This is a genomic window from Pseudomonas sp. COR18 (assembly GCF_048568395.1).
Taxonomy (GTDB): Bacteria; Pseudomonadota; Gammaproteobacteria; order Pseudomonadales; family Pseudomonadaceae; genus Aquipseudomonas; species Aquipseudomonas fuscovaginae_B.
On the sequence record NZ_CP183808.1, the window covers coordinates 1624147 to 1651083 of the forward strand.

Consider the following 26937-nt stretch of genomic DNA (forward strand, 5'->3'; position numbering starts at 1 on the left):
CGCAGGTCAGGACAGTCTAGTCGGCGAGCCAGACCAGGGAGGCGAAACGGCCGGTGCGTGGGCTGCGCCGGTAGGAATAGAAGCGTGGATCGGAGACGGTACAGAAGCCGCCACCGTAAACGGCGGTGACCCCACGTGCCGCCAGACGCAGGCGGGCCAGGGCATAGATGTCGGCCATGAAGCGGCCGGCGTTGCAGCTGGGGACGAAGGCTTCGATGGTTTCCGGATGAGTGGCGATGAAGGCTTCGCGCACTTCCGCCCCCACTTCGAACGCCCGGGGACCGATGGCCGGTCCGAGCCAGACCAGAATCTCCGAGGACGCCACGTCGAGGCGGTCGACTGTCGCCTCCAGCACGCCCGCCGCCAGGCCACGCCAACCGGCATGGGCCGCCGCTACCCGGGTGCCGGCACGATCACAGAACAACGCCGGCAGACAGTCGGCGGTCATCGCCGTACAAGCCACCCCAGGCGTCATCGTCCAACTGCCATCGGCCTCGGCGGTCACCTGCGGATCAGCCTCGACCACCCCCACGCCGTGCACCTGGCGCAGCCAGGCCGGGCGGATGGAGAAGGCGCTATTGAGGCGTCGGCGGTTTTCCGCGACCGCGGCCGGGTCATCCTCGACATGATCGCCCAGGTTCAGGCTGTCGAACGGTGCCTGGCTGACACCACCCGCCCGAGTGGTAACGCAGGACCTGACCCGCGCCGGCGCAGGCCAGTCCGGAATCAGGAAATCGCTCACCCGACGAATGCCTCGCGGTCCTGCTTGAGCAGCGACAGCAGCCAGACGAAATCGTCCGGCAGCGGCGACTCCCAGCTCATGCGCTTGCCGGTGGTCGGATGCTCCAGCTCCAGGAACCGTGCGTGCAGTGCCTGGCGCGGGAAGTTTTTCAGCGAGTCGACCATGGTCGGGCTGGCTGCCGGTGGAATCCGGAAACGTCCACCGTAGACAGGGTCACCCACCAACGGGAAATTGATGTGCGCCATGTGCACGCGGATCTGGTGGGTCCGACCGGTTTCCAGCTTCACCCGCACATGGGTATGGGAGCGGAAGCGCTCGAGCACACGGTAATGGCTGACCGCCGGCTTGCCGCCTTCCATCACCGCCATGCGCTGGCGCTGCTGGCCGTGCCGGCCGATCGGGGCATTGATCTTGCCGCCCGCGGTGACCACGCCGATCACGATGCATTCATAGATGCGGCTGACGGTACGGCTCTGCAACTGGGCCACCAGTTGCGTCTGCGCCTGGATGGTCTTGGCCACCACCATCAGCCCGGTGGTGTCCTTGTCGAGCCGGTGCACGATACCGGCACGGGGCACGTTGACGATGTCCGGCACGTGGTGCAGCAGGGCGTTGAGCAGGGTACCGCTGGCATGCCCGGCAGCCGGGTGCACCACCAGGCCCGCCGGCTTGTTGATCACCAGGATATCGTCATCTTCGTAGACGATATCGAGCTCGATGTCCTGGGCCACCCACTCGCCCTGGGCTTCCTGTTCGGCGGTCAGTTCGAGAACGGAGCCGCCGTGGACGATATCGCGCGGGCGGATCACCGCACCATCCACCGTCAGGCGGCCGTCCTTGATCCAGGTGGAAAGGCGCGAGCGCGAATGCTCGGAAAACAGTTGGGCGGCGACTTGATCGAGGCGTTGACCGCCCAGCTCGGACGGCACCTCTGCGCGAAGTTCAATTTTATCGGACATGCTCGGACTGGGCGTCGGCACAGCCTTTGGTTTCGGCTGCGCGCTTGTGGTTAAATACGGCGTCTTTTGCCCCGAGGCTTTCAACGGGGCGTTCATCATAACAGGACGGCTCCGCCCAAGACAGCGGCCGTCATAGGGACGCAAGCCGCCATGCAAGTGAAACACCTGCTGCTGATCGCCATCCTCGCACTGACCGCTGCTTGCTCATCGAAGGAAGTCGTCGACGAAAACCTGAGCGAAGTCGAGCTGTACCAGCAGGCACAGGCCGACCTGGACAACAACAGCTACACCGCCGCCACCGCCAAGCTCAAGGCCCTGGAGTCGCGTTATCCGTTCGGGCGCTATGCCGACCAGGCACAGCTCGAACTGATCTACGCCAACTACAAGAACTCCGAGCCGGAAGCCGCCAAGTCCGCCGCCGAGCGTTTCATCCGCCTGCACCCGCAGCACCCGAACGTGGATTACGCCTACTACCTCAAGGGCCTGACCTCGTTCGACCAGGACGTCGGCCTGCTGGCACGCTTCCTGCCGCTGGACATGACCAAGCGTGACCCGGGTGCCGCCCGCGACTCCTACAACGAGTTCGCCCAACTGACCAGCCGCTACCCCAACAGCCGCTACGCGCCGGACGCCAAGCAGCGCATGATCTACCTGCGCAACCTGCTGGCGGCCTACGAAATCCACGTGGCCGACTACTACCTGACCCGTCAGGCCTACGTCGCCGCCGCCAACCGCGGTCGCTATGTGGTGGAAAATTTCCAGGAAACCCCTTCGGTCGGCGACGGCCTGGCGGTGATGGTCGAGGCCTACCAGCGCCTGCACCTGGACGAACTGGCGGCCAGCAGCCTGGAAGTGCTGAAGGCCAACTACCCGAACCACCCGAGCCTGGTTGATGGCCAGTTCGTGCCAAGCGTTGCCGAGGCGGACAACCGCTCCTGGCTGAGCAAGGCCACCCTCGGTCTGATCGAGTCGCGTCCTCCGCTGCCTCCGGGAGAAACCCGCGCCAACCAGGACGTGATGAAACAGTTCCAGGACGCCAAGGACGCGATCCCGGCCGACCTGAAGCCGACCGAAAGCGATGCCGCCCAGGAAGAGCAGCATGAGGCCGAAGGCAACAACAGCGACCGTTCGTGGTTCAGCTACATGACCTTCGGCCTGTTCGACTGAGCCAGGGTTGCCTGCCGGAAAAAGAGCCTTTCGAGGCTCTTTTTTTTGCCTTCAGCCCAGGCAACCGCGATTGCACTGGGCTCATGCCATGAGCTTGGCTAAACTGCCGGATCATTCGCCGAAAAGCTGGTTGCCATGGTTCGTCTACTGTTCTGGATCGCTCTGATCGCTGCTGCCGTATGGTTCTGGCGCAAATTCAAACGGGCCGCAACCGCCAGCCGCCCCGCCGACGAACCCAACGCTGCCCCCATGGTGCGCTGTGCCCATTGTGGCGTGCACCTGCCCCAGGACCACGCTCTGAGCCAGCAGCAACAGTGGTATTGCAGCCAGGCTCACCTCGAGCAAGGTCCTGGCCCTCGTGACCGCTGAGACCTTCGGTCTCGGCGGAGCCCAGGCGCAGCGCCTGCTCAGGCTCTACAACCTCTACCGCCTGAGCATCGGCATCGCCCTGGTCCTGCTGATTTCCAGCAGGATGGACGACAAGCTGCTGGAACTGACCGACGGCGAACTGTTTCGCACCGGCAGTTGGATCTACCTGATCCTGAACATCCTGGTGGTGGTGCTGCTGGAAAACCCCAGGCGCCAGGCCCAGGTCTTCAGCCTGGCACTGGCCGACGCGGTGATGCTGTCGGGCCTGTTCTATGCCGCAGGTGGCCCGCCGAGTGGTCTGGGCAACCTGCTGATCGCCTCGGTCGCCATCAGCAACGTGCTGCTGCGCGGCCGCATGGGGTTGCTGATCGCGGCCATTTCAGCCAGCGGCATCATCTACCTGACCTTCTACCTGAGCTTCAGCCTCCCGGCGGCGGCCAACTACTATGTGCAGGCCGGGCTGCTGGGCGTGCTGTGCTTCGCCGCGTCCTTCCTCGTCCAGGGGCTGACCCGCCTGCTGAACGTCAGCGAAACCCTGGCCGAACAACGTGCCAGCGACGTGACCAAGCTCGAAGAGCTCAACGCCCTGATCCTGCAACGCATGCACACCGGCATCCTGGTGCTCGACGCCGAACATCGCGTGCAACTGGTCAACCAGAGTGGGCTCGCGCTGCTGGGCCAGGAGCATCTGCTCGGGCGAGTGATCGACCCCTACTCGCCGGAGCTGATCGCCCGCCTGCGCCTGTGGCAAAGCAACCCGACATTGCGCCCGCAAAGCCTCAAGGTCGAGGGCAGTGACGTGGTCCTGCAGCCCAGCTTCATCGCCCTGCAGCGGGGCGAGCAGCGCCAGACGCTGATCTTCCTCGAAGACCTGTCGAAAATCGCCCAACAGGCCCAACAGCTCAAACTTGCCGCCTTGGGCCGACTGACCGCCGGGATCGCCCACGAAATCCGCAACCCCCTGGGCGCCATCAGCCACGCGGCCCAGTTGCTGCAGGAATCGGAGGAACTGCAAGGTCCCGACCGGCGTCTCACGCAAATAATCCAGGACCAGTCCAAGCGCATGAATCTGGTGATCGAGAACGTCCTGCAACTGTCGCGGCGACGCCAGGCCGAGCCACAATTGCTCGACCTGAGCCCCTGGCTGCAGGCCTTTGTCAGCGACTGGCGCGAAAGAGCCGGCCCGGGCCAGCAACTGCACCTGCGGATCGAGAACGATTGGCTGAAGACCCACGCCGACCCGCAGCAAATGACCCAGGTGCTGAACAATCTGCTGGAGAACGGCCTGCGCTACAGCGCCCAGTTGCATGACCAGGCCGAAGTCTGGCTGACCCTGTCGCGCGAGCGCAGGAACGATCTGCCGACGCTCGAGGTCCGCGACAACGGCCCCGGTGTCGCTCCGGAGCAGTTGCAGCACCTGTTCGAACCCTTCTTCACCACCGAAAGCCAGGGCACGGGCCTGGGCCTGTACCTGTCCCGCGAGTTATGCGAAAGCAACCAGGCCCGCCTAGACTATTCAAGGCACGAAGGCGGCAGTTGCTTTCGCATCACCTTCGCACACGTACTTAAACAGAGTTGAGCATGAGCCCACGGCAAAAGGTCCTGATCGTCGATGATGAGCCGGATATCCGCGAACTCCTGGAAATCACTCTGGGCCGGATGAAACTCGACACCCAGAGCGCCCGCAATGTCGGCGAAGCCCGGGAAAAACTCGCCCGGGACCACTTCGACCTGTGCCTGACGGACATGCGCCTGCCGGATGGCACCGGCCTGGAACTGGTACAGCACATCCAGCAGCGCCACCCCCAGGTGCCGGTGGCGATGATCACCGCCTACGGCAACCTCGATACCGCCATCAACGCACTCAAGTCCGGCGCCTTCGACTTCCTCACCAAGCCAGTGGACCTGGCCCGCCTGCGGGAACTGGTGGCCAGTGCCCTGCGGCTGCCGGTGGCCGGGCAAAAGCCGACGACCATCGACACCCGTCTTCTGGGCGACTCGCTGCCCATGCGCGCCCTGCGCAAGCAGATCGACAAGCTGGCCCGCAGCCAGGCGCCGGTGTACATCAGCGGCGAATCAGGCAGCGGCAAAGAACTGGTGGCGCGCCTGATCCACGAGCAGGGCCCGCGTGCCGAACGACCGTTCGTGCCGGTCAACTGCGGGGCGATTCCGTCGGAACTGATGGAAAGCGAATTCTTCGGTCACCGCAAGGGCAGCTTCAGCGGTGCGGTCGAGGACAAACCCGGACTGTTCCAGGCGGCCAACGGCGGCACGCTGTTCCTCGACGAGGTGGCGGACCTGCCGTTGGCCATGCAGGTCAAGCTGCTGCGGGCGATCCAGGAGAAGGCCGTACGCAGCATCGGCGGGCAGCAGGAGGAAGTGGTTGATGTGCGCATCCTCTGCGCCACCCACAAGGACCTGACCGCCGAAGTCGCTGCCGAGCGCTTTCGCCAGGATCTGTACTACCGACTGAATGTCATCGAACTGCGCGTCCCGGCCCTGCGTGAGCGCCGGGACGATATCGAGCCACTGGCGGCCAATGTACTCCAGCGTCTGGCCTCCGGCAGCGGCCAGCCGGCCGCCAGGCTGCACCCGCAGGCGCTGGAAACGCTCAAGGGCTACCGCTTCCCCGGCAACGTGCGGGAACTGGAGAACATGCTCGAACGGGCCTACACCCTCTGCGAAAACGACCAGATCGAAGCCAGCGACCTGCGCCTGGCGGAATCCGCAGGCAACACGGCCGAGGCCGGCGAACCGAGCCTGGCGCAGATCGACAACCTTGAGGATTACCTGGAGAGCGTCGAACGCAAGCTGATCCTCCAGGCCCTGGAGGAGACCCGCTGGAACCGCACGGCGGCGGCCCAGCGTCTGAGCCTGTCATTTCGTTCGATGCGCTATCGCCTGAAGAAACTGGGGCTGGACTGATGCCTCGCCCATTCGCGGCGGGCCGGCGTCCCGATCCCTACAGAAGGCGCTCCGCAGGGGCATATGGCGCCGGATCAATGATCGGCTCGCGCCCCAGCAGCAGGTCGGCAAACAGTTGGCAGGACGCCGGCGCCAACACCAGGCCATTGCGATAGTGCCCACAGTTGAGCCAGAGCCCCTCGAAACCGGGCACCGGTCCGATAAAGGGAATGCCCTCCGGCGACCCTGGCCGCAACCCGGCCCAGTGGGCAACCGGCTCCATACCCGCCAGCGCCGGAATCAACTCCACCGCCGACGCCTTCAGGCTGTCCAGCGCGGACAAGGTCGGCGTCTTGTCGAACCCTTCGTGCTCCAGGGTGCTGCCGATCAGAATATGCCCGTCACGCCGCGGGATCGCATAACGCCCCTTGGCCAGGATCATGCTGGGCAGGAAGTCCGCGGCACACTTGTAGAGAATCATCTGGCCCTTGACCGGCTCGACCGGCAGTTCCAGCCCCAGGTTCTTCAACAGCTCGCCACTCCAGGCACCGGCGGCCAGGACCACCTGCTCGGCATGCAGCTCACCCAGCGACGTGTGCACGCCGATCACTTTCTCGCCGTCGCGAATGAAGTCGCCAACTTCGCAATGCTCATGGATCGTGACGTTGGGCAACGCCTGCAAGGCCGCCTTGAGCGACTTCACCAGCCGCGGGTTACGCACGTTGGCGACATGGGCCATATGGATCGCCCGGGAGTAGCCCTGCCCCATCACCGGTACCGCATCGCGAACCGCCGAGATGTCGACGCGGCTCAATGGACGTTGCTCACGCTCGGCCCAGGCCAGGGCTTGGGCCTCATCATCGAGGTCCAGCCAGTAAAGGCCGGTGACATGGACCTGCGGGTCGACCCCGGTACTGGCGAACAACCGCTCGCCCAGCTGTGGATAAAAATCCTGTGACCAATGGGCCAGGGCCGTGACGGCCGCACTGTAGCGCCACGGGTACAACGGCGAGACGATCCCACCGCCGGCCCAGGAAGACTCCTGGCCCAGGCCTGCGCGATCGAGCAGCACCACCCGATCGACACTCGCCGCCAGATTGAAGGCGGTCAACAAGCCGATCACCCCGCCCCCCACGATTATCACTTGCTGCTGCCTGCTCATCTCTTGATCCAAACCTGTGGGGAGCGCGCCCAGTCGCCCCCTGAAAAACAATCAGCGCCCCCAACAGTCCTTTGTCGTCACACCTGAGCTGGCGCCCGGGTTGCTACGTGCCCCCGTCTGGGTAATCGTGAAGCCGCCACACTTGTCACCCACCATCATCGAACCTGTCGACGCCGTCGCCGTCAGGGTGAAGTCCTGGGCGTTCAAGGTAGACGCAATCGAGTAGTAGCTGTTCCCGGTGGAGACTACGGCATTCGTATAAAAACCGTTCCTCGAATAGTAACGCTCCAGATTCTGCGCCTGCTCCGAGAGCAGTCCGGCAATCTCCGTACGGTGGGTACGCTTGGAGTACTCGATGTAACTGGGATACGCCACCGCCGCAAGGATACCGACAATGGCCACGACAATCATGAGTTCGATCAAGGTGAAGCCTTTGGCTGCCTGCTTCATACACGCTCTTCCCTATTGGATTTGTCGCCACATGATCCGTCGACTGCCGCCACCGCCCTTTTCCGCCATGGAGGTGGTGCCGCCGCTGGAGTCACTGAAGATTTTGGTCTGGGCCCCACTGCCCCCCATGATGCCGGTCAGATTCGGGATAGAGGAAAAGTTGAACCCGCTCGAACGCAGGTCGCTGCTGTTGACGACCCCGTCGCCATTGGTGTCGAGCACTGCATAGCTGAGCATTTTCCCGGTGAACGCATCGAGCTCCACCACCCGGCCGGTACCGAAGCTTGCACAGGGATCGGTGGTATCGACGGCGGCGGTGGTGAAGACGACTCGCCCCAGGGTCGTACGCGCCGGATAGATCACCCGCTCGCCGGTGGCCACATTGTTGTAGATCAGCGGCAGGTACCAGCCGCTCTGTGCCGGATAAACCACCGGGTTCTCGCTGGTGGTGATGAACTGGGTGCCATTGGAGGTGAACACCCCGGTAATCGACTGGGCCACCAGGCTGCTGACGGTAATCCTGCCCGCCCCGCCATCGGCATCCCATATCCCGTAGAAAGCCTGCAGGTCCTTGCTCAACTTGTCTGCGGTCTCATTGAACTTCCCGGTACCGAAAAACACCATCTTGCCGTTGATCGGATGGTCGACCAGCAGCGGCTGCGCGGTGATCGGCTGGGTGGCGCCACCGGGCGCGGTAAACAGCGGCGAGCCAGCAAAGGCCAGCCCCCAGCTATTGATCGCGGTGGAACTCAGGTCGAACTTCCACATACGCCCCTTGAGATCACCGCCATACGCGGCCTGGACCACATTCTGGGCATTCACTTTCAGCTTCACCGAGGACAGGCCATTGGTGGTTTCGCTGCTGTCGACCACGATCTTCCTGATCAGCGAACCGTCGCGGATATCGACGATGTACAACGCCGCGACACCGGAGTTGCTGCCATAGCCGTTGGCGATGAACGCCGCCCAGCGGCCATCGGGCAATCGGGCGACTTCGGGCTTGGCGTAGGCGTATCCGATATCGTTCAACGGGTTGCTGGTATCCGCCGTATCGGGGGCGCGCAATTCCCAAAGGGCGTTGTAGGCGTTGCCCAGCGTGGCATCGAACAACTGCACGGCAAAGAATGCCTTGCCACCTGCCCCCACCCCACCCAGCGCCACGGTCTTCCAGGCGTTGTTGTTGAACTGCGCATCGAATACGCCGACCTGACCGTCATTGAGGAATTTGTGGCTGGTGCCGTTGATGTAGGCCGGGTCGGCAATGAAATGCAGCGATGGCAGCACACTGCTGGGCATGTAGGCGTACACCCGGGCACCGCTGCTCGAATTGATCACGCTCATGAAGCCATCGTTGCCATTGACCACCAGGTTGCTGTTCATCCCGGTGGCCTTGGTGCTCAGGTAGGCGCTGTAGCTGCTGTCGCCCACCAGGTCGGAAGCGGTCTGCTCCGTGGGCGAGGCCACCACCAGGGGCGAGTTGATGATATCGCCGAGCAGCCTCGTACGTGTCTTCAGCCCGGTCTTGTTGGTGCCCTTGCTCCATTCCACCAGGTCGTTGCCGACGATCCCGGTCGGCAGGCCCTGGTTGAGCGCAGCGCGTTGCGTCGTGGAAAAGTTGTTGAACGCCAGGGCAACCACCGCATTGCTCGTGGTATTCCATGACTGATACAGGGGCGCGGTGGAGCTGGTCCGGATGGTGGTGTCGGTGCTCCAGTTCAGCAAGGCGGTATTGACCGTGCCATTGCTGTTGAAACCGTACGACTTGATCGTACCGCGCCAATCCGCCGGGTCGTAGCCGGTCTGGAAGTAACTGGCGCTCGTGGAAGCGGTACCGGCAATGGCCGAACCACCACCGCCGGAGCCGGCCTTGGAGGTGATGTCGCTGAAGGCGGCGGACAACGCGGTGCTCAAGCCGGCGCTGTCGATCGCCTGGTAGTACCTGCCCTGCCCATAGTTGGCGGCATCGGAGAGCATCTGGTTGGACGCCGTGAACCCTACCGTGTAGGTGCTCATGTTCTGTTTCGGAAAATCGGCGCTGTCCCAGCTCTTGCCTGCGGCATCGGTTCCGGATGAACGCATGTCGATGTCATAGGCAAACTTGGCAATATCATCGAGGTACAGGCTGTCGCCCTCGCCATCCCCGCCCGTGGGGTTGTCACCATCGTTGTTTTTCCCGTCCCAGTTGGGCAACCTGTTCGTCCCCTGGGCCAGGGGATCATTCGACGGAAACGTCCGGTCGTAGGTCGGCAACCCGTCGGTTATCACCACGCCGTAGTTCTTCTGGCAGCGGTACTGGATAGGGCTGGTGTAGGTGCTCGGCGAGGCGTTGTAGTAAGGCGCCATGCCACGAAAGTAGCGAGTGATCTCGTAGTAGGTTTCCGCCAGCGGCGTGTTGGCAATCGCGCTCAGGCCATTGATGGAGCTGATCAACGAGTTGTAGTTGGTGTTCGCCTGGGTCTGGGTCACCGAGCCACTGACGGGTGACAGATCAGCGACCGAACGGACGATATAGCCGCCAGGACCGGGATCGCCGAAGGACGGTGGATTGAAGGTCGCCAGGCCGATGCGCAGCGAACGGTTCTGCGTCACCAGGGTCTTGGAGACCTCCCGCGCGACGTTGATGCGATAGTCGTTGGGTACCAGCGTACCGGTGGTGAAGTCGGTGTTCACCCCGTTGGCCTTCCTCAGCAGATAGGCCAGGTAGGCCGTCGAATAGCGGGTATTGCCGCCCCCCACAGGATCAGGCAGGCGCAGGCAGATGGGCGACTGCAGCAGCCCCCTGTAGAAGCCATACCAGTTGCCGCTCAGGGAGCAGCCGCCCCGATAGAGGTTGCCAACGAAGATATTGGTATCGTCAGCGTCCAGCGTTTGCGCGCCAAGACACAGGAAGTCCGAGTTGCAGTTCGCGACACTCCCCCAGTTCGCATTGGGGTCGAAGTCGGTCGCCCAGATGATGCTGTTCATACTGCCGGAGTCGTCGACCAGCAACATGACGTTGGGAGCAACGGCTGCCGCGCTCAGCAGAGGAGCGTCCGCGGGGGTAAAGGCGTAGGCCGGCGCACCGAGATACAGCCCCAGCAAGGCCCCCGCCGCCACTCTCAGGCAACGCCGGGCCCAACTGTCGCGAGGTCTAGTACTTGGCATAGATGCTCTCCAGAACCGTACGCGAATTGCCCGAAATGGCGACTGCGGTGATGCGATACAGGGTCGCGGAAGTGTTGCTCGGCAGGCCGACCGCCGTCATCGAGGTTCCGATGTTCTGTACCCCATAGAAGCCGCTGCCCGCCGCCACCCAGATCACCCCCGATGTGGGGTCCGTCTGCGCCGCCACCAGGGTCGCGGACTCGGGGGGTGGCGCACAGCGGACGACCGTGGTGCAGACCGCCAGCGAGTAATTGCTCTGCTGAACCGCATTCTCGCCCATCCGCAGGACGGCCTCGGCGGTCTGGAAGGAGGTGTTGCGCAGGGTCACGCTACCGGCCATTTTTTCCTGCAACGTCGCACTTTGCATGGAGGAAATGCCGATCAGGGTCAACAGCAGGAGAAACACCAGGCTGACCAGCAACGCCATGCCGCCCTGCTGTCTGCGGCATCTATGGATTGGGTCTTGCCGTGAGAGATTCATGCTCGCACCTACTGAAGCCGGTTTCGCAAGGCGGCCACCGCCGTGAAGGTCTGGTTTCTGACCCGATTGCTCGGGTCGGAGAGGGTGATGCTCAGCCGAACGCTGCGGATGGTGGCCGGATCGCTGGGGTTGCTGTTGTAATTGAGCACAGCGGTGTCGGTGGCATTGGCGGCCACACCGAACTTCACGTCGAAGGCCGCGACATTGTTGACCAACGCCGCCCCCGTGCCGGTCCCCGTCCCTGCCAGCAGCAATAGCTGGTTGCCGGCATAGGTGTAGGTCAGCTTACGAATGGGGAACGCCTGCTGCCCACTGGGTGCCACCGCTGCTCCGGTGTAGGCCGTGGCGGTGGTGCGACAATCGGACGTGATCGTCCAGGTGGGTACGCCGCCCCCGGTGCCAATATCAGCCGTTACCAGAACCAGCGACTTGTTGGCATTGTTCCAGGAGATCGGGGTAGCGGCATTCGTGGCAAAGGTGGCGGGGTTGCTCCCATCGACGATCGCCGCGGTGGTGAGGCAGCCGAACATCCCGACCATGCGGATTTCCTGAATCATCTTGCTCAGGATGAAACGCGCATCCTCCTGCATCCCGGCTGCCGCGTTCTGGCTGGCGTAGGTGTTCCTGGCGGAGAGGAATATCTGGGTGATACCTGCCACGATCACCAGGCCGAGAACGAGGGCGATCATCAGCTCGACCAGGCCAAAGCCCCTGGGCAGCCTTTTCATGGCGTCACCACGGGGTCGGTGGCCACCCGGCTGGTCAGGACAAAGGTGCGGGTCGGCGCATTCGCCGTCGTCGCGTCATCGGCGCGCTTGTCGCCCCAGCCAATGGTGATGGTCACTACCCGGTTGTTGACCGCAATGCTGCCACTGCCATCCGTCGCGGCAAAGTTATTGATGTTGTTCTTGAAATCGTAGAGGTCGGCATCCCGGGCCGCGGTGGAACCCGCCGTTGCCGTGATGCCCTGCAGGTTGCTCACGGCGTAGTTCGCGTCGGGATTCGCGCGGATACGGTCGAGCATGTCATAGGCGATGAAACTGGCCTGGCTGGTCATCATCGAGCTGTCGGTGTACTTCAGCGCGTTGAGCTGGATGGCCGCCGCGCCCAGCAGGCCGACAGCGAGAATCAGCAGCGACACCATGACCTCGATCAGGGTCAGGCCAGCCTGCCTTGCACCAATGGTTCCTGGCATCAGCAACTCCCCAGGACGATCTTGCCGTTCAGGCAGACATTCACGGTTCGGGTCTGTGCGCCGAGGGTGTAGACAAAGGTCGCGGCTGCGGACACCCCGCCCAGGTTGTTGAAATCCAGGCTGTTGACCCCGGCCGTCACGTTCAGCGTAGCCCCACTGCTCATCAGCGGAATCACCTGGTAGTAGTTGGTACGGCCTGCCGCATCATCAGCCACCGACATCACCACCAGTTCGCTGGTCCACGCGCTGTTGAGTACCCTGGGGCGGATACGCGTGCTGATCCCCCGGTCGATCGCCTCCAGGCGCGCGTAACTGAGCCCCCGCATCAGATCGTTGACCTCGGTATCGGCCTTGGATCGGTCGACGGAGCTCTTATAGGATGGCAACGCAATCGCCGCGAGAATCGCGAAGACCACAACAGCTACCATCAGCTCGACCAGCGTAAATCCCTTGTTACCACTGTCCATGGCGCACCTCTCGAGTACCTGGACTATAACTGGCTCTACAACCTGGAACATTCGTCGCCGGGACGTACGGTTGTTTTCTCGGGATCAACGCGAAGTCTGTCACCCCGGCCTCTCCAAGGAGGGAGAGTTCATGCATCAACGAGGCTTGAGCCTGGTGGAGCTATTGGCCGTACTGGTGGTTATCGCCGTCCTGGCAAGGCTGGCGGGGCCGTCATTCGGCGAATGGCTCGCCTCACAACGTCGTCAACTGTCTGCCGAACAGCTCGCCCTCGGCCTGCAAACGGCCCGCACCGAGGCGATCCTGCGCAACCAGGCCGTGATCATCCACGCACTGAACGATGACTGGAGCCAGGGTTGGCGCATCATTCTCGACCTGAGCGGCCAGGGGCCTGAAGACGGGAGCAATCCAACCCTGATCGAACGACAGGACAGCAGCGCCGGACCGATTGTCGGCAATCAGCACGTAAGAAGTTTCGTTCGGTTCTCATCGATCGGTGCGCCGACCAACGACGGCGTGGCAGGCGGCACCCTGCACATCTGCGCCAGGGACAAGCCCCTGAGCCAGCACCGCGTGGTGCTCGCCAGGACAGGTCGGGTCAGGCTCGAAACAGGTGAGAAGCAGGAGGCGCTCTGCGGCGCCTCCGACTCAGGGGAGCGTGCGAACGCGTAGTTCCTTGGGCATGGAGAAGGTGATGTTCTCCTCGCGGCCGGCCAGCTCATCGGCACCGGTCGCGCCCCAGGCCTGAAGCTGCTGGATCACGCCGCGTACCAGCACTTCGGGGGCCGACGCGCCGGCGGTGATGCCGATCCGCTCGACACCGTCGAACCAGCTGCGCTGCATGTCCTCGGCACCGTCGATCAGGTAGGCAGGGGTGGACATGCGCTCGGCCAGCTCACGCAGGCGATTGGAGTTGGAACTGTTCGGGCTGCCCACCACCAGCACCACATCGCACTCGTCGGCCAATTGCTTGACCGCATCCTGGCGGTTCTGCGTGGCGTAGCAGATGTCGTCCTTGCGTGGCCCGCCGATGGCCGGAAAACGCGTGCGCAGGGCATCGATGACCCGACTGGTGTCGTCCATCGACAGGGTGGTCTGGGTCACGAAGGCCAGTTTGTCGGGATTGCGGACCTGCAGCGCGGCGACGTCCTTCTCGTCCTCCACCAGGTAGATCGCACCACCGTTGCTGGCGTCGTACTGGCCCATGGTGCCTTCCACTTCCGGGTGCCCGGCATGGCCGATGAGGATGCATTCACGACCGTCGCGGCTGTAGCGCGCCACCTCGATATGCACCTTGGTCACCAGCGGACAGGTGGCATCGAAGACCTTCAGGCCACGCCCGGCCGCTTCGCTGCGCACGGCCTGGGAAACGCCATGGGCACTGAAGATGACGATGACGTCGTCCGGCACCTGGTCCAGCTCTTCGACGAAGATGGCACCACGGGCGCGCAGGTCTTCGACGACGAATTTGTTATGCACCACTTCGTGACGCACATAGATCGGCGGACCGAAGACCTCCAGGGCCCGGTTGACGATTTCGATCGCCCGGTCCACACCGGCGCAGAAGCCACGGGGGTTGGCGAGTTTGATTTGCATGCTGTGCCTCGTGTCTTGCGCGCAAGGGTTGGATCATTCCGACCGGTTGCACGGTCGGTCGCCGGCAAGCCGGCCTTTACAGGATAGTGCTTCAGGACAGCGCCTTGACCTCGATGATCTCCACCTCGAAGGTCAGCACCTTGCCGGCCAGCGGGTGGTTGAAGTCGACGGTGACCTGAGCGTCATCGAACGCCTTCACCACACCCGGCAGCTCGGTATTGGCGGCATCGTTGAAGATCACCAGCAGGCCTTCCGACAGTTCCATATCCTGGAACTGCGAGCGTGGCATGATCTGCACGTTCTGTGGGTTGGGCTGACCAAAGGCATTTTCCACCGGGATGGTCAGGCTGCGCTTGTCGCCAGCCTTGAAGCCGAACAGCGCGGCCTCGAAACCGGGCAACAGGCTGCCATCACCGACCTTGAAGGTCGCCGGCGCCTTGTCGAAGGTGCTGTCGACCGTGTCGCCGTTCTCCAGGCGCAAGGCGAAATGCAGGGTGACCTGGGTGTTCTGACCGATCCGTTGCTCAGCCACTGCGTGTTCAGTCATGAACGGGTTCTCCGGACTTTTTGCTCTTGAACATGTCCAGCGCCAGCATCACCGCGCCCACGGTAATGGCGCTGTCGGCAAAGTTGAACGCCGGGAAGTACCAGCGGTTCTGCCAGTGCACGAGAATGAAGTCGATGACATGGCCCAGTGCCATGCGATCGTAGAGGTTGCCCAGCGCCCCACCCAGCACCAGCGACAGGGCGATGGCCAGCCAGGTCTCGTTGCGCCCCAGGCGCTTGAGCCAGACCACCAGCACCGCACTGACCACCACCGCGATCAGGGCGAACAGCCAGCGCTGCCAGCCGGAACTCTCGGCCAGGAAGCTGAAGGCCGCGCCGGTGTTGTACGCCAGGGTCCAGCTGAAGTAGTCGGGAATGATCACGATCTGCTGGTACAGGGTCAGCGAGCTTTCGAAGTGGAACTTGCTGGCCTGGTCGATGACCAGCACCAGCAGGCTCAACCACAGCCAGCCCAGGCGGCCGAAACGGCCGGCACTGGCATTAGGCATAGTGACGCACCTCGCCTTCGCCACTGATGTTGTCGACGCAACGGCCGCAGATTTCCGGATGCTCCGGGTTCACCCCGACATCCTCGCGGCAGTGCCAGCAACGGGCGCACTTGGCGTGGCCGGACTTGACCACCTTGAGCTTCAGGCCCGGCACCTCGGTGACCACCGCATCCGCCGGGGCCAGCGCCAGGGGCGCGACCGTCGCGGTGGAGGTGATCAGCACGAAGCGCAGTTCGTTGCTCAGCTTGTCCAGGTCGGCGACCAGTGCCTCTTCGGCGAACAGGGTCACTTCGGCCTGCAGGTTGCCGCCCACCGCCTTCGCGGCGCGCTGCACTTCCAGTTCCTTGTTGACCGCGACCTTGACCGCCATGATCCGCTCCCAGTAGTCGCGACCCAGCTCGAAGCCTTCCGGCAGTTCGCTGAGGCCTTCGTACCAGGTATTGAGCATGACCGATTCGTTGCGCTCGCCCGGCAGGTACTGCCACAGCTCGTCGGCGGTGAACGCCAGGATCGGCGCGATCCAGCGCACCAGCGCCTCGGAGATGTGGAACAGCGCGGTCTGGCAGGAGCGCCGGGCCTTGCTGTTGGCGCCGGTGGTGTACTGGCGGTCCTTGATGATGTCGAGGTAGAAACCGCCCAGCTCCTGCACACAGAAGTTGTGCACCTTGGAGTAGACGTTCCAGAAGCGGTACTCACCGTAGTGCACTTCCAGCTCGCGCTGCAGCAGCAGGGTGCGGTCCACGGCCCAGCGATCCAGGGCGAGCATTTCCTCGGCCGGGACGATATCGGTGGCCGGGTTGAAGCCGCTCAGGTTGGAGAGCAGGAACCGTGCGGTGTTGCGGATACGCCGGTAGGCGTCGGCGCTGCGCTGCAGGATCTGGTCGGAGACGGCCATCTCGCCCGAATAGTCGGTCGAGGCGACCCACAGGCGCATGATGTCGGCCCCCAGGGTGTCGTTGACCTTCTGCGGCGCGATCACGTTGCCCAGGGACTTGGACATCTTGCGGCCGGCCTCGTCGACGGTAAAGCCGTGGGTCAGCAGCTCGCGGTACGGCGCATGGTTGTCAATGGCGCAGCCGGTCAGCAGGGACGAGTGGAACCAGCCACGGTGCTGGTCCGAACCTTCCAGGTAGAGGTCGGCACGCGGGCCGTTCTCGTGGCCGACCGGGTGCGAACCGCGCAGTACGTGCCAGTGGGTGGTGCCCGAGTCGAACCAGACGTCGAGGGTGTCGCTGATCTTGTCGTACTGCGCAGCCTCGTCACCGAGCAGCTCGGCGGCATCCAGCTTGAACCAGGCCTCGATACCCTCTTTCTCGACGCGCTGGGCCACCTGCTCCATCAGTTCGACGGTGCGCGGGTGCAGCTCGCCGCTTTCCTTGTTCAGGAAGAACGGGATCGGTACGCCCCAGTTGCGCTGGCGGGAGATGCACCAGTCCGGACGGTTGGCGATCATCGAATGCAGGCGCGCCTGGCCCCAGGCCGGAACGAACTGGGTGTCCTCGATGGCCTTGAGCGAACGCTCGCGCAGGGTGTCGCCAGAGGCCGGCGCCTTGTCCATGCCGATGAACCACTGCGCGGTGGCGCGGTAGATCAGCGGGGTCTTGTGGCGCCAGCAGTGCATGTAGCTGTGGCTGATGGTCTCGGTGTGCAGCAGCGCACCGACTTCGGCGAGTTTTTCGACGATGGCCGGGTTGGCCTTGAAGATGAACTGGCCGCCGAAGAACTCCAGGGACTCGACATACACACCGTTGCTCTGCACCGGGGTGAGGATGTCATCGTTGGACATCCCGTAATGCTTGCAGCTCTTGAAGTCGTCCTCGCCATAGGCCGGGGCGGAGTGAACCACGCCGGTACCGGCACCCAGCTCGACATACTCGGCCAGATACAGAGGCGACAGGCGATCATAGAACGGATGACGGAAGTTGATCAGTTCCAGGGCCTGGCCCTTGGCAACCGCCACTACCGAACCTTCCAGCTTGTAACGCGCCAGGCAGGACTCGACCAGTTCCTCGGCCAGCACCAGCAGGCGGTCACCGACATCCACCAGCGCGTAGTTGAACTCCGGATGAACGTTCAGCGCCTGGTTGGCCGGAATGGTCCACGGGGTGGTGGTCCAGATCACGATCGAAGTCGGCTTGCCCAGCGATGGCAGGCCGAACGCGGCGGCCAGCTTGTCCTGGTCGGCGATCGGGAAGGCCACGTCGATGGTCTGGGATTTCTTGTCCTGGTATTCGACTTCGGCTTCGGCCAGGGCCGAACCGCAATCGAAGCACCAGTTCACCGGCTTGAGGCCCTTGAACACGAAGCCGCCCTTGACGATTTCGGCCAGGGCGCGGATTTCACCGGCCTCGTTCTTGAAGTCCATGGTCTTGTAGGGGTTGGCGAAGTCGCCCAGCACGCCCAGGCGGATGAACTCGGACTTCTGCCCCTCGATCTGCTCGCTGGCATAGGCGCGGCACAGTTCGCGGGTCTTGTCCGCGCCCAGGTTCTTGCCGTGGGTCACTTCGACCTTGTGTTCGATCGGCAGGCCATGGCAGTCCCAACCCGGCACATAGGGGGCATCGAAGCCGGCCAGGGTCTTGGAGCGGACGATCATGTCCTTGAGAATCTTGTTCAGCGCGTGACCGATGTGAATCGTACCGTTGGCGTAGGGAGGACCGTCGTGAAGGATGAACTTCGGACGATCCTTGCCAATCTCGCGCAACTTCCCGTACAGGCCAATGCTGTCCCAGCGCTGCAGAATCTGAGGTTCGCGCTGTGGCAGGCCGGCCTTCATCGGGAAGGCGGTGTCCGGGAGGTTAAGCGTGGCTTTGTAGTCGGTCATTTCAGGCTCTTTGTAAGCGGTGAACCCTGCCAGTGGGCACGGGCGGCGGCGACGTCCGCATTGATCGCCGTCTTGAGCGCCTCCAGGGAGGCGAATCGCTGCTCATCGCGCAGCTTGTGGTGGAAAACCACCGTCAAACGCCGGTTATACAGATCACCGGCAAAATCCAGCAGATGCACTTCCAGGTGGGCATTGCCATCACCTGCTACCGTAGGCCGCACGCCGATATTGGCGACACCCGGCCACGGCTGGCCGTCGATCTCGACACTGGCCAGGTAGACCCCGGTCAATGGCACGCGACGGCGCTTGAGCTGTACGTTGGCCGTTGGCGTGCCCAGTTGGCGCGCCAGTTTCTGCCCATGCAGCACCCGCCCGGCGATCCGGAACGGACGCCCCAGCAGGCGCTCGGCCAAGGGGAAATCGGCCGCCGCCAGGGCATTACGCACCTGGGTGCTGCTGACCCGCAGGCCATCGAGTTCAACGGTCTGTGCCGCCTCGACGGAAAAGCCACTGGCCTTGCCGGCCTGTAGCAGGAAATCGAAATCACCGGCACGGTCGCAGCCGAAACGGAAGTCGTCACCGACTTCCAGGTGCTGTACGCCCAGGCCTTCGACCAGGATGGTGTCGACGAACTCGGCGGCGCTGAGCTTGCTCAGGCGCTGGTTGAACGCCAGGCACAGTACCCGGTCGACGCCTTCGGCAGCCAGCAACTGCAGCTTGTCGCGCAAGCGCGCCAGGCGCGCCGGCGCCGTCTGCGGGGCAAAGAACTCGCGCGGTTGCGGTTCGAAAATCACCACGCAGCTGGGCACCCCCAGCTCCCGCGCACGCTCGCGCAGCCGGGCCAGGATAGCCTGGTGACCACGATGAACACCGTCAAAGTTGCCAATGGTGGCGACACAGCCCCGGTGCCGGGGACGCAGGTTGTGGAGGCCTCGAACCAGCTGCATAACGCGCTTCTTGCTCATAAAGTGGCCGATTATAACCATACCCGGCCGAGCTTAGTACCCGTCATGCGTCGACATCCGTTGCGCCGGTTACATCAACGATTTGCGGTTGAAGTGGCGCAGGCGCAGCCCCATCAGCAGCAGCATACCGAAGTAGGCCACCACACCGGCCACCACCAACGCCCCCAGGCGCAGGAAGCGCTCGAGCATATGCCCCTGGTCCCACGCCGGCATGACATGCATCAGCCCCAACAGCACCACCGACATCACGCCAACGGCAACCACCAGTTTCAACAGGTACAGCCCCCAGCCCGCCTGGGCGACGAACAGTTTCTGCCGGCGCAACTGCCAGAACAGCAGACCGGCATTGAGGCAGGCGCCACCACTGATGGCCAGCGCCAGCCCGGCATGGGCCAACGGGCCGACCAGGGCCAGGTTGAGCAATTGGGTGACCGTCAGGGTAAAGATCGCAATCTTCACCGGCGTGCGAATGTTCTGCTGGGCATAAAAGCCGGGCGCCAGCACCTTGATCATGATGATCCCCAGCAGGCCGACCGAGTAGGCGATCAGCGCCCGCTGGGTCATGGACGCATCGAAGGCGCTGAACTGGCCGTACTGGAACAGCGACACGGTCAGCGGCTCGGAAAGGATCGCCAGCGCCAGCGAGCACGGCAGCACCAGCACGAAACACAGGCGCAGGCCCCAGTCGAGAATCCGCGAGTACTCGTGACGATCCTTGTTGGCGTAGGTCTTGGACAGGATCGGCAACAGGATGGTGCCCAGCGCCACGCCCAGCACACCGGAGGGCAGTTCCATGAGGCGGTCGGCGTAATACATCCAGGATACCGACCCCGCCACCAGGAACGAGGCGAAGATCGTATTGATGATCAGCGAAATCTGGCTGACCGACACCCCGAGGATCGCCGGCAGCATCTGCTTCATCACTCGCCACACACCGCTGTCGCGCAGGTTGATGCGCGGCAGCACCAGCATGCCGATCTTCTTCAGGTGCGGCAGTTGGTAGAGCAACTGTGCCAGGCCACCCGCCAGTACCGCCCAGCCCAGCGCCATCACCGGCGGGTCGAAGTAGGGAGTCAGGAACAGGGCAAAGATGATCATGCTGATATTCAGCAGCGTCGGCACGAACGCCGGGACCGAGAAACGGTTCCAGGTGTTGAGGATCGCCCCGGCCAGGGACGACAGCGAGATCAGCAATATATAAGGAAAGGTCACCCGCAGCAGGTCGGAGGTCAGCCTGAACTTCTCCGGCGTATCGGCAAAGCCGGGCGCGGTCGCCCAGATCACCCACGGCGCGGCGAGCATGCCCAGCGCCGTCACCAGGGCCAGCACCAGGGTCAGCAGGCCGCTGACATAGGCGATGAAGGTCCGGGTCGCCTCCTCGCCCTTCTGGCTCTTGTACTCGGCCAGGATCGGCACGAACGCCTGGGAAAAGGCCCCTTCGGCGAAAATCCGTCGCAGCAGGTTGGGCAGCTTGAAGGCGATGAAGAAGGCGTCGGTCGCCATCCCCGCGCCAAAGGCCCGGGCGAGGATGGTGTCGCGAACGAAGCCCAGCACCCGGGAAAGCATCGTGATGGAACTGACGGCAGCCAACGACTTGAGCAGATTCATTGAAAAATTGTGCGCCCTGGAATGAAGAGGCAGGCGAATATGGCGCCCGGCTGTGCGATACTCCGCGCCGCAACAGCACAGAGCCAAAGCTCGCGAGTTTACAGGTCGTACGCCGGAAAGAAACATCCGAAGCGCCACATCGACCACTCGGCGGAGCGCGTCGTTCGCCCTTGACAAGCCTTCAACTCATCGGCATGATTCGCGGCCTATTTTGTTTGCTATTCCCTAAAAAGTCTTTCGAGGAGCTCGACGGTGGCCAACTCACCTTCCGCCAAAAAACGTGCTAAACAGGCTGAGAAGCGTCGCAGCCACAACGCCAGCCTGCGTTCCATGGTTCGTACCTACATCAAGAACGTAGTCAAAGCCATCGACGCAAAAGACGCCGCTAAAGCACAAGCCGCCTACGTTCTGGCAGTGCCTGTTATCGACCGCATGGCCGACAAGGGCATCATCCACAAGAACAAGGCCGCTCGTCACAAGAGCCGTCTGAATGGCCACATCAAGGCCCTGGCTGTTGCTGCCTAAGCGACCAGCCTGCTGAAAAACCGACCCAAGGGTCGGTTTTTTATTGCCTGCAATTCAAGAACCACACCCTCTGCAGGAGCAGGGCCTACCCACGAAAGCGCCCTCTCCGGCAACGCAAGGTTCAAGAACCTATTCGCAGGCAAGCCCGACACCTACAAGGCGCGGCGCAGCAAGGTCACGCCAACTCGACACCCTACCGATTCGGCCACGGCAGAATCGGAATCGCCGTCACCGCATTCTGCGGACTCCCTTCGATCACACGATCGCTGTAGACCAGATACACCAGGGTATTACGCTTCTTGTCGAGGAAGCGCACCACCTGCATGGTCTTGAACACCAGCGACGTGCGCTCCTTGAATACCTCCTCGCCATCCTTGAGCTCACCACTGAAGCGGATCGGCCCAACCTGGCGACAGGCGATCGAAGCCTCGGCACGATCTTCCGCCAGCCCCAGGCCGCCCTTCAGGCCACCGGTCTTGGCCCGCGACAGATAACAGGTCACACCCTCGACCCTGGGGTCATCGAACGCCTCGACCACGATCCGGTCATTCGGCCCGACGAACTTGAACACCGTCGACACCTGACCGATCTCCTCGGCCGACGCCAGCAGCGGCAACGCCAGGAGCAACCCGAACAATCCCTTTGCCAACCCCATGCGCACTCCCCTCGACTCGATCACACCAGAATAAGATTATCGCGATGAACCAGCTCCGGCTCAGCCATGTAGCCCAGCAGGCCGACAATGGCATCCGACGACTGACCGATGATCTTCTGCGCCTCGAGCGCACTGTAGTTGGCCAACCCACGAGCGATCTCACGACCGTCCGGCGTCACGCACACCACCATTTCACCACGACGGAAGCTGCCCTGGACCAGCTTGACCCCTACCGGCAACAGGCTCTTGTGATCACGCGCCAGCGCATTCACCGCACCGTCGTCGAGTACCAGGGTGCCACGAGTCTGCAGGTGACCGGCCAGCCACTGCTTGCGCGCCGCCAGCATGCCACGCTCCGGCGACAACAGAGTGCCGATGCGCTCGCCCGCCTTGAGACGATCGAGCACCCGCTCCAGGCGACCACCGACGATGATGGTATGCGCGCCCGAGCGCGCCGCCAGCCGCGCCGCCCGCAGCTTGGTCTGCATGCCGCCACGCCCCAGGGCGCCACCGGTGCCGCCCGCCACGGCATCCAGCGCCGGGTCGTCGGCGCGAGCCTCGTAGATCAGCTGCGCATCGGGGTTGCTGCGCGGATCGGCATCGAACATGCCATCGCGATCCGTCAGGATCACCAGCAGGTCCGCCTCCACCAGGTTGGCCACCAGCGCCGCCAGGGTGTCGTTGTCACCGAAACGGATCTCGTCGGTGACCACCGTGTCGTTCTCGTTGATCACCGGGATGACCTTGAGCTCCACCAGCGCACGCAAGGTGCTGCGCGCATTGAGGTAGCGCTTGCGATCGGACAGGTCGTCGTGGGTCAGCAGGATCTGTGCGGTATGGCGCCCATGCTCGGCAAAGCTCGACTCCCAGGCCTGCACCAGCCCCATCTGGCCGATAGCCGCCGCTGCCTGCAATTCATGCATGGCACTCGGTCGAGCAGTCCAGCCAAGCCGACTCATGCCCGCCGCCACCGCGCCGGACGACACCAGCACCAGCTCCACGCCAGCCTCGTGCAATGCCACCATCTGCTCAACCCAGACACCCATTGCCGCGCGATCCAGGCCCTTGCCGTCCGCCGTCAGCAGTGCGCTGCCGATCTTCACGACCCAACGCTGCGCACCTGTCACCTTGCTCCGCATGATCTTCCAACCCTTGCCAGCAGGCAGCGCAACCGGGCGCCACCCACGCGATTATGTGATTTACGTATTACGGATACCAAAACGCCGCTCAGGGGAGCGGCGTTCTAGTTTACCGAATGAATCAGTCGCGGACGTAAATGATTTCCGGACCATCCTCATCATCGAAGTCATCTTCATCCCAATCATCGTCGCCGATGTCGTGGACACTCTTGACGCCGCTGCGACGCAGGGCCCGCTGGTCATCCAGAGCCTGCAGCTGGGCACGCGCCTCATCCTCGATGCGCTGGTCGAGCTCACGCAACTCGTCGGCATAGGCCGGGTCGCTGGCCAGGCGATCGAGACGATCCTCCAGGTAACGCATGATGTCACGGGTCAGACGCTCGGTACCCTCGCTGGCGATCGCCGAGATCACGTAGACCGGGCCGGTCCACTGCAGGCGATCGACCACTTCCTTGACCCGCGCCTCGTGCTCTTCCTCGAGAATCTGGTCGCACTTGTTCAGCACCAGCCAGCGATCACGCTCGACCAGCGACGGACTGAAGCGCGCCAGCTCGTTGACGATCACTTCAGCCGCATCCGCGGCACTGCTTTCATCCAGCGGCGCCATGTCGACGAGGTGCAGCAGCAGACGGGTACGCGCCAGGTGCTTGAGGAAGCGAATCCCCAGGCCGGCACCCTCCGAAGCCCCCTCGATCAAGCCGGGGATGTCGGCGATGACGAAGCTCTTCCAGCGGTCGACACTGACCACACCCAGGTTCGGCACCAGCGTGGTGAACGGATAGTCCGCCACTTTCGGACGGGCGGCCGACACCGAACGAATGAAGGTACTCTTGCCGGCATTCGGCAGGCCCAGCAGACCGACGTCGGCCAGCACCTTCATTTCCAGCTTGAGGTCACGCTGCTCGCCCGGCTTGCCCGGCGTGGTCTGGCGCGGTGCACGGTTGGTACTGGACTTGAAGCGGGTGTTGCCCAGGCCATGCCAGCCACCATGAGCCACCAGCAGGCGCTGACCATGCTTGACCAGGTCGCCGATGACCTCCTGGGTCGCGGAGTCGATCACCGTGGTGCCGACCGGCACGCGCAGGTCCAGGTCATCACCCTTTTTCCCGGTGCAGTCGGTGCTGCCGCCGTTCGATCCGCGCTCGGCCTCGAAATGCCGGGTATAGCGGTAATCCACCAGGGTATTGAGGTTTTCGTCGGCAACCATATAGACCGAACCACCATCCCCACCGTCACCGCCGTTGGGCCCACCCTTCTCGATGAATTTTTCCCGACGGAAACTCATGCAACCGTTACCGCCGTCGCCAGCCTTTACGCGAATCGATACTTCATCAACAAACTTCATAACACGCCTCTCGTCACCGGGACGAGCCGATGGAAATCAAGACATAAGACTCTTGCAAAGATGAGCGTAGCGCCACCTATCCACCCATGAAACCAGCGCACGGCTCACACGAACAGCTTTGCAAGAGACTCACCCCACAAACGAAAAAGCCCCGTCGCAAGACAGGGCTTCTCCAGCATTGCCGCGATTAAGCTGCGACGACGCTCACGTAACGACGACCGAAGGCGCCTTTTACTTCGAACTTGATCACGCCTTCGACTTTAGCGAACAGGGTGTGATCCTTACCCATGCCAACGCCATAACCGGCGTGGAATTGGGTGCCGCGCTGACGCACGATGATGTTGCCCGCTTTGATAGCCTGGCCGCCGTACATCTTCACGCCAAGTCGTTTGGCTTCTGAGTCGCGACCGTTACGGGTACTACCACCAGCTTTTTTGTGTGCCATGAGTTCAATACTCCAAAAAGGGAATTAGGCGAATTAAGCCTGAATACCGGTGATTTTGATCTCGGTGTACCACTGACGGTGACCCATGCGCTTCATGTGGTGCTTACGACGGCGGAACTTGATGATGCGGACCTTGTCGTGACGGCCTTGGGAAACCACTTCAGCCGAAACGGTAGCGCCAGCAACAACTGGAGCACCGATGTTCACGTCGTCGCCGTTGGCAACCAACAGAACGCGATCAAAGGTAACGGATTCGCCAGTGGCGACTTCCAGTTTTTCAATCTTCAGGTATTCACCTGGGGCGACTTTGTACTGCTTGCCGCCGGTAACGATTACTGCGTAAGACATGGTATTTCTCCGATAATCCTGCTCACCCAGCGCTTAATAGGTAAAGGTATTGACTGGCATGGCTGCATGGGGCTGGAACGGCCCAAGTGCAATTGCGTAAGGCAGGTGCTGCCCAGGAAGTTCAGGGTGCGCGATTGTACGCAAGCTGTCGATTCCTTGCAAGTGGATAGGAGGCGCTGTCCTGCGGACGCTCTCCCTGAAAACGGTCGTCCGAGCCGGCTTTTGGGGCAGGATTATCGAGCGCTGCAGCGTTCACGGTGCCCGGGGCCGCCTTGACAGGCCGTACCCCCCGCCCTAGCATGCCGCGCAACCCTTCTGGAGCGACCCTCGCTGATGCAACCCCAAGCTTTCTACCGCGCGGTGGCGGACGATTTTAGCGCCGTCGACGGTATCATCAAGAAGCAGCTGACTTCCCGGGTGCCGCTGGTCTCGAAAATCGGTGACTACATCACCTCGGCCGGGGGCAAGCGCCTGCGTCCTTTATTGGTACTGCTTTGCGGCAAGGCCCTGGGTCGCGAAGGCGACGACCTGCGTCTGCTGGCAGCCACCATCGAATTCCTGCACACCGCCACCCTGCTGCATGACGATGTGGTCGACATGTCCGGCATGCGCCGCGGCCGCTCCACCGCCAACGCCATGTGGGGCAACGCGCCCAGCGTCCTGGTCGGTGATTTCCTCTATTCGCGCTCCTTCGAGATGATGGTCGAACTGGGCTCGATGCCGGTGATGAAGATCCTCTCCCAGGCCACCCGCATCATCGCCGAGGGCGAAGTGCTGCAACTGTCCAAGGTCCGCGACGCCAGCACCACCGAAGAAACCTACATGGAAGTCATCCGCGGCAAGACCGCGATGCTCTTCGAGGCCTCGACCCACAGCGCCGCCGCCCTGTGCGGCGCGACACCGGAGCAGGCCGAAGCCCTGCGTACCTTTGGCGACCACCTCGGCGTGGCCTTCCAACTGGTCGACGACCTGCTGGACTACAAGGGCGACGCCGAGACCCTGGGCAAGAACGTCGGTGACGACCTCGCCGAAGGCAAGCCGACCCTGCCGCTGATCTACACCATGCGCGAAGGCACGCCGGAACAGGCCGCCCTGGTACGTCGGGCCATCCAGAAAGGCGGAATCGAGGACCTGGAAAGCATCCGCGCTGCCGTGGAAGCTTCGGGCTCCCTGCAATACACCGCCCAACTGGCCCGTGACTACGTGGCCCGGGCGATTGCCTGCCTGGAGGCGCTGCCAGCCAGCGAATACCGCGATGCGCTGGTCGAACTGAGCGAGTTCGCCGTCGCCCGCACCCACTGACACACCTCTCCTTGCCGGAGCGTGCGGTGTGGCGAACCGCACGCTCCGGCAGACGTCCGCGTCATTCCCCCCTCGCCGACAAAACCCTATAT

The 26937-nt window shown here is 63.0% G+C and carries 27 protein-coding genes; 7 read left to right on the forward strand and 20 right to left on the reverse strand.

Annotation, left to right across the window (positions count from 1 at the left end; genetic code table 11):
* Positions 1–16: 16 nt before the first annotated feature.
* Both pgeF and rluD read right to left on the reverse strand, forming a co-directional pair.
* A complete protein-coding gene (gene pgeF / locus ACM62G_RS07520) occupies positions 17–742 on the reverse strand; it encodes a peptidoglycan editing factor PgeF (protein ID WP_054063786.1) in 726 nt (241 codons plus the stop codon).
* Positions 739–1701 (reverse strand): 23S rRNA pseudouridine(1911/1915/1917) synthase RluD, encoded by a 963-nt coding sequence (gene rluD / locus ACM62G_RS07525; RefSeq protein WP_026145391.1) that lies wholly within the window; start codon positions 1699–1701, stop codon positions 739–741. Before rluD ends, pgeF begins: the two co-directional genes overlap by 4 nt.
* Positions 1702–1851: 150 nt before the next feature.
* Between rluD and ACM62G_RS07530 the strand changes: the two genes are divergently transcribed.
* The 4 genes from ACM62G_RS07530 to ACM62G_RS07545 all read left to right on the forward strand — a co-directional run bounded on the left by ACM62G_RS07530 (position 1852) and on the right by ACM62G_RS07545 (position 6162).
* Positions 1852–2868: an outer membrane protein assembly factor BamD gene (locus tag ACM62G_RS07530; RefSeq protein ID WP_054059023.1), complete on the forward strand. Its 1017-nt coding sequence runs from the start codon at positions 1852–1854 to the stop codon at positions 2866–2868.
* A 135-nt stretch (positions 2869–3003) separates the two neighbouring features.
* A complete protein-coding gene (locus ACM62G_RS07535; protein ID WP_273824788.1) occupies positions 3004–3237 on the forward strand; it encodes a PP0621 family protein in 234 nt (77 codons plus the stop codon).
* Positions 3227–4816 carry a sensor histidine kinase gene (locus tag ACM62G_RS07540; RefSeq protein WP_419736953.1) on the forward strand — a complete coding sequence of 530 codons (1590 nt, stop codon included), beginning with the start codon at positions 3227–3229 and terminating at the stop codon, positions 4814–4816. Before ACM62G_RS07535 ends, ACM62G_RS07540 begins: the two co-directional genes overlap by 11 nt.
* Positions 4817–4818: 2 nt before the next feature.
* Positions 4819–6162 (forward strand): sigma-54-dependent transcriptional regulator, encoded by a 1344-nt coding sequence (locus ACM62G_RS07545; protein WP_273824790.1) that lies wholly within the window; start codon positions 4819–4821, stop codon positions 6160–6162.
* Between the two features lie 37 nt (positions 6163–6199).
* On the opposite strand, the gene thiO is transcribed toward ACM62G_RS07545, so the two are convergent.
* The 7 genes from thiO to ACM62G_RS07580 are packed head-to-tail and all read right to left on the reverse strand — an operon-like array spanning position 6200 to position 13040.
* Entirely contained in the window at positions 6200–7303 is a 1104-nt protein-coding gene (gene thiO, locus ACM62G_RS07550; RefSeq protein ID WP_419736954.1) for a glycine oxidase ThiO, read from the reverse strand.
* Between the two features lie 51 nt (positions 7304–7354).
* Positions 7355–7753 carry a type IV pilin protein gene (locus ACM62G_RS07555; protein ID WP_273824792.1) on the reverse strand — a complete coding sequence of 133 codons (399 nt, stop codon included), beginning with the start codon at positions 7751–7753 and terminating at the stop codon, positions 7355–7357.
* A 12-nt stretch (positions 7754–7765) separates the two neighbouring features.
* Entirely contained in the window at positions 7766–10897 is a 3132-nt protein-coding gene (locus tag ACM62G_RS07560) for a pilus assembly protein (RefSeq protein WP_419736955.1), read from the reverse strand.
* Positions 10884–11378: a pilus assembly PilX family protein gene (locus ACM62G_RS07565; protein ID WP_419736956.1), complete on the reverse strand. Its 495-nt coding sequence runs from the start codon at positions 11376–11378 to the stop codon at positions 10884–10886. Before ACM62G_RS07565 ends, ACM62G_RS07560 begins: the two co-directional genes overlap by 14 nt.
* Before the next feature lie 8 nt (positions 11379–11386).
* The gene (locus ACM62G_RS07570; protein ID WP_416771723.1) at positions 11387–12106 is read right to left on the reverse strand and encodes a PilW family protein; all 720 of its coding nucleotides are present in this window, start codon (positions 12104–12106) and stop codon (positions 11387–11389) included.
* The gene (pilV, locus tag ACM62G_RS07575; RefSeq protein WP_054063780.1) at positions 12103–12573 is read right to left on the reverse strand and encodes a type IV pilus modification protein PilV; all 471 of its coding nucleotides are present in this window, start codon (positions 12571–12573) and stop codon (positions 12103–12105) included. Before pilV ends, ACM62G_RS07570 begins: the two co-directional genes overlap by 4 nt.
* A complete protein-coding gene (locus ACM62G_RS07580) occupies positions 12573–13040 on the reverse strand; it encodes a GspH/FimT family pseudopilin (RefSeq protein ID WP_273824795.1) in 468 nt (155 codons plus the stop codon). The genes pilV and ACM62G_RS07580 overlap by 1 nt, the downstream gene beginning before the upstream one ends.
* A 130-nt stretch (positions 13041–13170) precedes the next feature.
* On the opposite strand from ACM62G_RS07580, the gene ACM62G_RS07585 reads away from it, so the two are divergent.
* Positions 13171–13710, forward strand: a complete 540-nt coding sequence (locus tag ACM62G_RS07585) for a GspH/FimT family pseudopilin (RefSeq protein ID WP_416771721.1) — start codon at positions 13171–13173, stop codon at positions 13708–13710.
* Here the strand turns inward: ACM62G_RS07585 and ispH are convergent.
* The 6 genes from ispH to murJ all read right to left on the reverse strand — a co-directional run bounded on the left by ispH (position 13687) and on the right by murJ (position 21086).
* Positions 13687–14634 (reverse strand): 4-hydroxy-3-methylbut-2-enyl diphosphate reductase, encoded by a 948-nt coding sequence (gene ispH, locus ACM62G_RS07590; protein ID WP_054059034.1) that lies wholly within the window; start codon positions 14632–14634, stop codon positions 13687–13689. The genes ACM62G_RS07585 and ispH overlap by 24 nt on opposite strands.
* 91 nt (positions 14635–14725) lie before the next feature.
* A complete protein-coding gene (gene fkpB / locus ACM62G_RS07595; protein ID WP_192842728.1) occupies positions 14726–15166 on the reverse strand; it encodes an FKBP-type peptidyl-prolyl cis-trans isomerase in 441 nt (146 codons plus the stop codon).
* Positions 15167–15173: 7 nt separating this feature from the next.
* Positions 15174–15689: a signal peptidase II gene (gene lspA / locus ACM62G_RS07600; RefSeq protein ID WP_054059036.1), complete on the reverse strand. Its 516-nt coding sequence runs from the start codon at positions 15687–15689 to the stop codon at positions 15174–15176.
* Complete coding sequence (gene ileS, locus ACM62G_RS07605; protein WP_054063777.1) at positions 15682–18513, reverse strand: isoleucine--tRNA ligase; 2832 nt, start codon at positions 18511–18513, stop codon at positions 15682–15684. Before ileS ends, lspA begins: the two co-directional genes overlap by 8 nt.
* Positions 18510–19460 (reverse strand): bifunctional riboflavin kinase/FAD synthetase, encoded by a 951-nt coding sequence (gene ribF, locus ACM62G_RS07610; RefSeq protein ID WP_419736957.1) that lies wholly within the window; start codon positions 19458–19460, stop codon positions 18510–18512. The genes ileS and ribF overlap by 4 nt, the downstream gene beginning before the upstream one ends.
* Before the next feature lie 87 nt (positions 19461–19547).
* Positions 19548–21086 carry a murein biosynthesis integral membrane protein MurJ gene (gene murJ, locus ACM62G_RS07615; protein WP_419736958.1) on the reverse strand — a complete coding sequence of 513 codons (1539 nt, stop codon included), beginning with the start codon at positions 21084–21086 and terminating at the stop codon, positions 19548–19550.
* A 252-nt stretch (positions 21087–21338) separates the two neighbouring features.
* Between murJ and rpsT the strand changes: the two genes are divergently transcribed.
* Positions 21339–21611: a 30S ribosomal protein S20 gene (rpsT, locus tag ACM62G_RS07620; protein ID WP_010451812.1), complete on the forward strand. Its 273-nt coding sequence runs from the start codon at positions 21339–21341 to the stop codon at positions 21609–21611.
* Between the two features lie 193 nt (positions 21612–21804).
* On the opposite strand, the gene ACM62G_RS07625 is transcribed toward rpsT, so the two are convergent.
* From ACM62G_RS07625 to rplU, 5 genes are all read right to left on the reverse strand, one after another.
* Complete coding sequence (locus ACM62G_RS07625) at positions 21805–22266, reverse strand: CreA family protein (RefSeq protein WP_054059040.1); 462 nt, start codon at positions 22264–22266, stop codon at positions 21805–21807.
* A 20-nt stretch (positions 22267–22286) separates the two neighbouring features.
* Entirely contained in the window at positions 22287–23405 is a 1119-nt protein-coding gene (gene proB, locus ACM62G_RS07630; RefSeq protein WP_419736959.1) for a glutamate 5-kinase, read from the reverse strand.
* A gap of 121 nt (positions 23406–23526) precedes the next feature.
* A complete protein-coding gene (gene cgtA / locus ACM62G_RS07635) occupies positions 23527–24750 on the reverse strand; it encodes an Obg family GTPase CgtA (protein WP_054063775.1) in 1224 nt (407 codons plus the stop codon).
* A 187-nt stretch (positions 24751–24937) separates the two neighbouring features.
* Positions 24938–25195: a 50S ribosomal protein L27 gene (gene rpmA, locus ACM62G_RS07640; RefSeq protein WP_003281574.1), complete on the reverse strand. Its 258-nt coding sequence runs from the start codon at positions 25193–25195 to the stop codon at positions 24938–24940.
* A 33-nt stretch (positions 25196–25228) separates the two neighbouring features.
* Entirely contained in the window at positions 25229–25543 is a 315-nt protein-coding gene (gene rplU / locus ACM62G_RS07645; RefSeq protein WP_017905394.1) for a 50S ribosomal protein L21, read from the reverse strand.
* A 333-nt stretch (positions 25544–25876) separates the two neighbouring features.
* Between rplU and ACM62G_RS07650 the strand changes: the two genes are divergently transcribed.
* Entirely contained in the window at positions 25877–26845 is a 969-nt protein-coding gene (locus tag ACM62G_RS07650) for a polyprenyl synthetase family protein (protein ID WP_054059043.1), read from the forward strand.
* The last annotated feature ends 92 nt before the right edge of the window (positions 26846–26937 follow it).

Coding starts and splice junctions, on each gene's coding strand:
- ileS (WP_054063777.1), bottom strand. CDS start 18,513: ATGACCGACTACAAAGCCACGCTTAACCTCCCGGACACCGCCTTCCCG.
- cgtA (WP_054063775.1), bottom strand. CDS start 24,750: ATGAAGTTTGTTGATGAAGTATCGATTCGCGTAAAGGCTGGCGACGGC.
- ACM62G_RS07580 (WP_273824795.1), bottom strand. CDS start 13,040: ATGGACAGTGGTAACAAGGGATTTACGCTGGTCGAGCTGATGGTAGCT.
- rplU (WP_017905394.1), bottom strand. CDS start 25,543: ATGTCTTACGCAGTAATCGTTACCGGCGGCAAGCAGTACAAAGTCGCC.
- ACM62G_RS07555 (WP_273824792.1), bottom strand. CDS start 7,753: ATGAAGCAGGCAGCCAAAGGCTTCACCTTGATCGAACTCATGATTGTC.
- ACM62G_RS07530 (WP_054059023.1), top strand. CDS start 1,852: ATGCAAGTGAAACACCTGCTGCTGATCGCCATCCTCGCACTGACCGCT.
- thiO (WP_419736954.1), bottom strand. CDS start 7,303: ATGAGCAGGCAGCAGCAAGTGATAATCGTGGGGGGCGGGGTGATCGGC.
- ACM62G_RS07585 (WP_416771721.1), top strand. CDS start 13,171: ATGCATCAACGAGGCTTGAGCCTGGTGGAGCTATTGGCCGTACTGGTG.
- ACM62G_RS07565 (WP_419736956.1), bottom strand. CDS start 11,378: ATGAATCTCTCACGGCAAGACCCAATCCATAGATGCCGCAGACAGCAG.
- rluD (WP_026145391.1), bottom strand. CDS start 1,701: ATGTCCGATAAAATTGAACTTCGCGCAGAGGTGCCGTCCGAGCTGGGC.
- ACM62G_RS07560 (WP_419736955.1), bottom strand. CDS start 10,897: ATGCCAAGTACTAGACCTCGCGACAGTTGGGCCCGGCGTTGCCTGAGA.
- ribF (WP_419736957.1), bottom strand. CDS start 19,460: ATGCAGCTGGTTCGAGGCCTCCACAACCTGCGTCCCCGGCACCGGGGC.
- pilV (WP_054063780.1), bottom strand. CDS start 12,573: ATGCCAGGAACCATTGGTGCAAGGCAGGCTGGCCTGACCCTGATCGAG.
- lspA (WP_054059036.1), bottom strand. CDS start 15,689: ATGCCTAATGCCAGTGCCGGCCGTTTCGGCCGCCTGGGCTGGCTGTGG.
- ACM62G_RS07570 (WP_416771723.1), bottom strand. CDS start 12,106: ATGAAAAGGCTGCCCAGGGGCTTTGGCCTGGTCGAGCTGATGATCGCC.
- ACM62G_RS07650 (WP_054059043.1), top strand. CDS start 25,877: ATGCAACCCCAAGCTTTCTACCGCGCGGTGGCGGACGATTTTAGCGCC.
- rpmA (WP_003281574.1), bottom strand. CDS start 25,195: ATGGCACACAAAAAAGCTGGTGGTAGTACCCGTAACGGTCGCGACTCA.
- ACM62G_RS07625 (WP_054059040.1), bottom strand. CDS start 22,266: ATGGGGTTGGCAAAGGGATTGTTCGGGTTGCTCCTGGCGTTGCCGCTG.
- ACM62G_RS07535 (WP_273824788.1), top strand. CDS start 3,004: ATGGTTCGTCTACTGTTCTGGATCGCTCTGATCGCTGCTGCCGTATGG.
- murJ (WP_419736958.1), bottom strand. CDS start 21,086: ATGAATCTGCTCAAGTCGTTGGCTGCCGTCAGTTCCATCACGATGCTT.
- proB (WP_419736959.1), bottom strand. CDS start 23,405: ATGCGGAGCAAGGTGACAGGTGCGCAGCGTTGGGTCGTGAAGATCGGC.
- ACM62G_RS07545 (WP_273824790.1), top strand. CDS start 4,819: ATGAGCCCACGGCAAAAGGTCCTGATCGTCGATGATGAGCCGGATATC.
- ispH (WP_054059034.1), bottom strand. CDS start 14,634: ATGCAAATCAAACTCGCCAACCCCCGTGGCTTCTGCGCCGGTGTGGAC.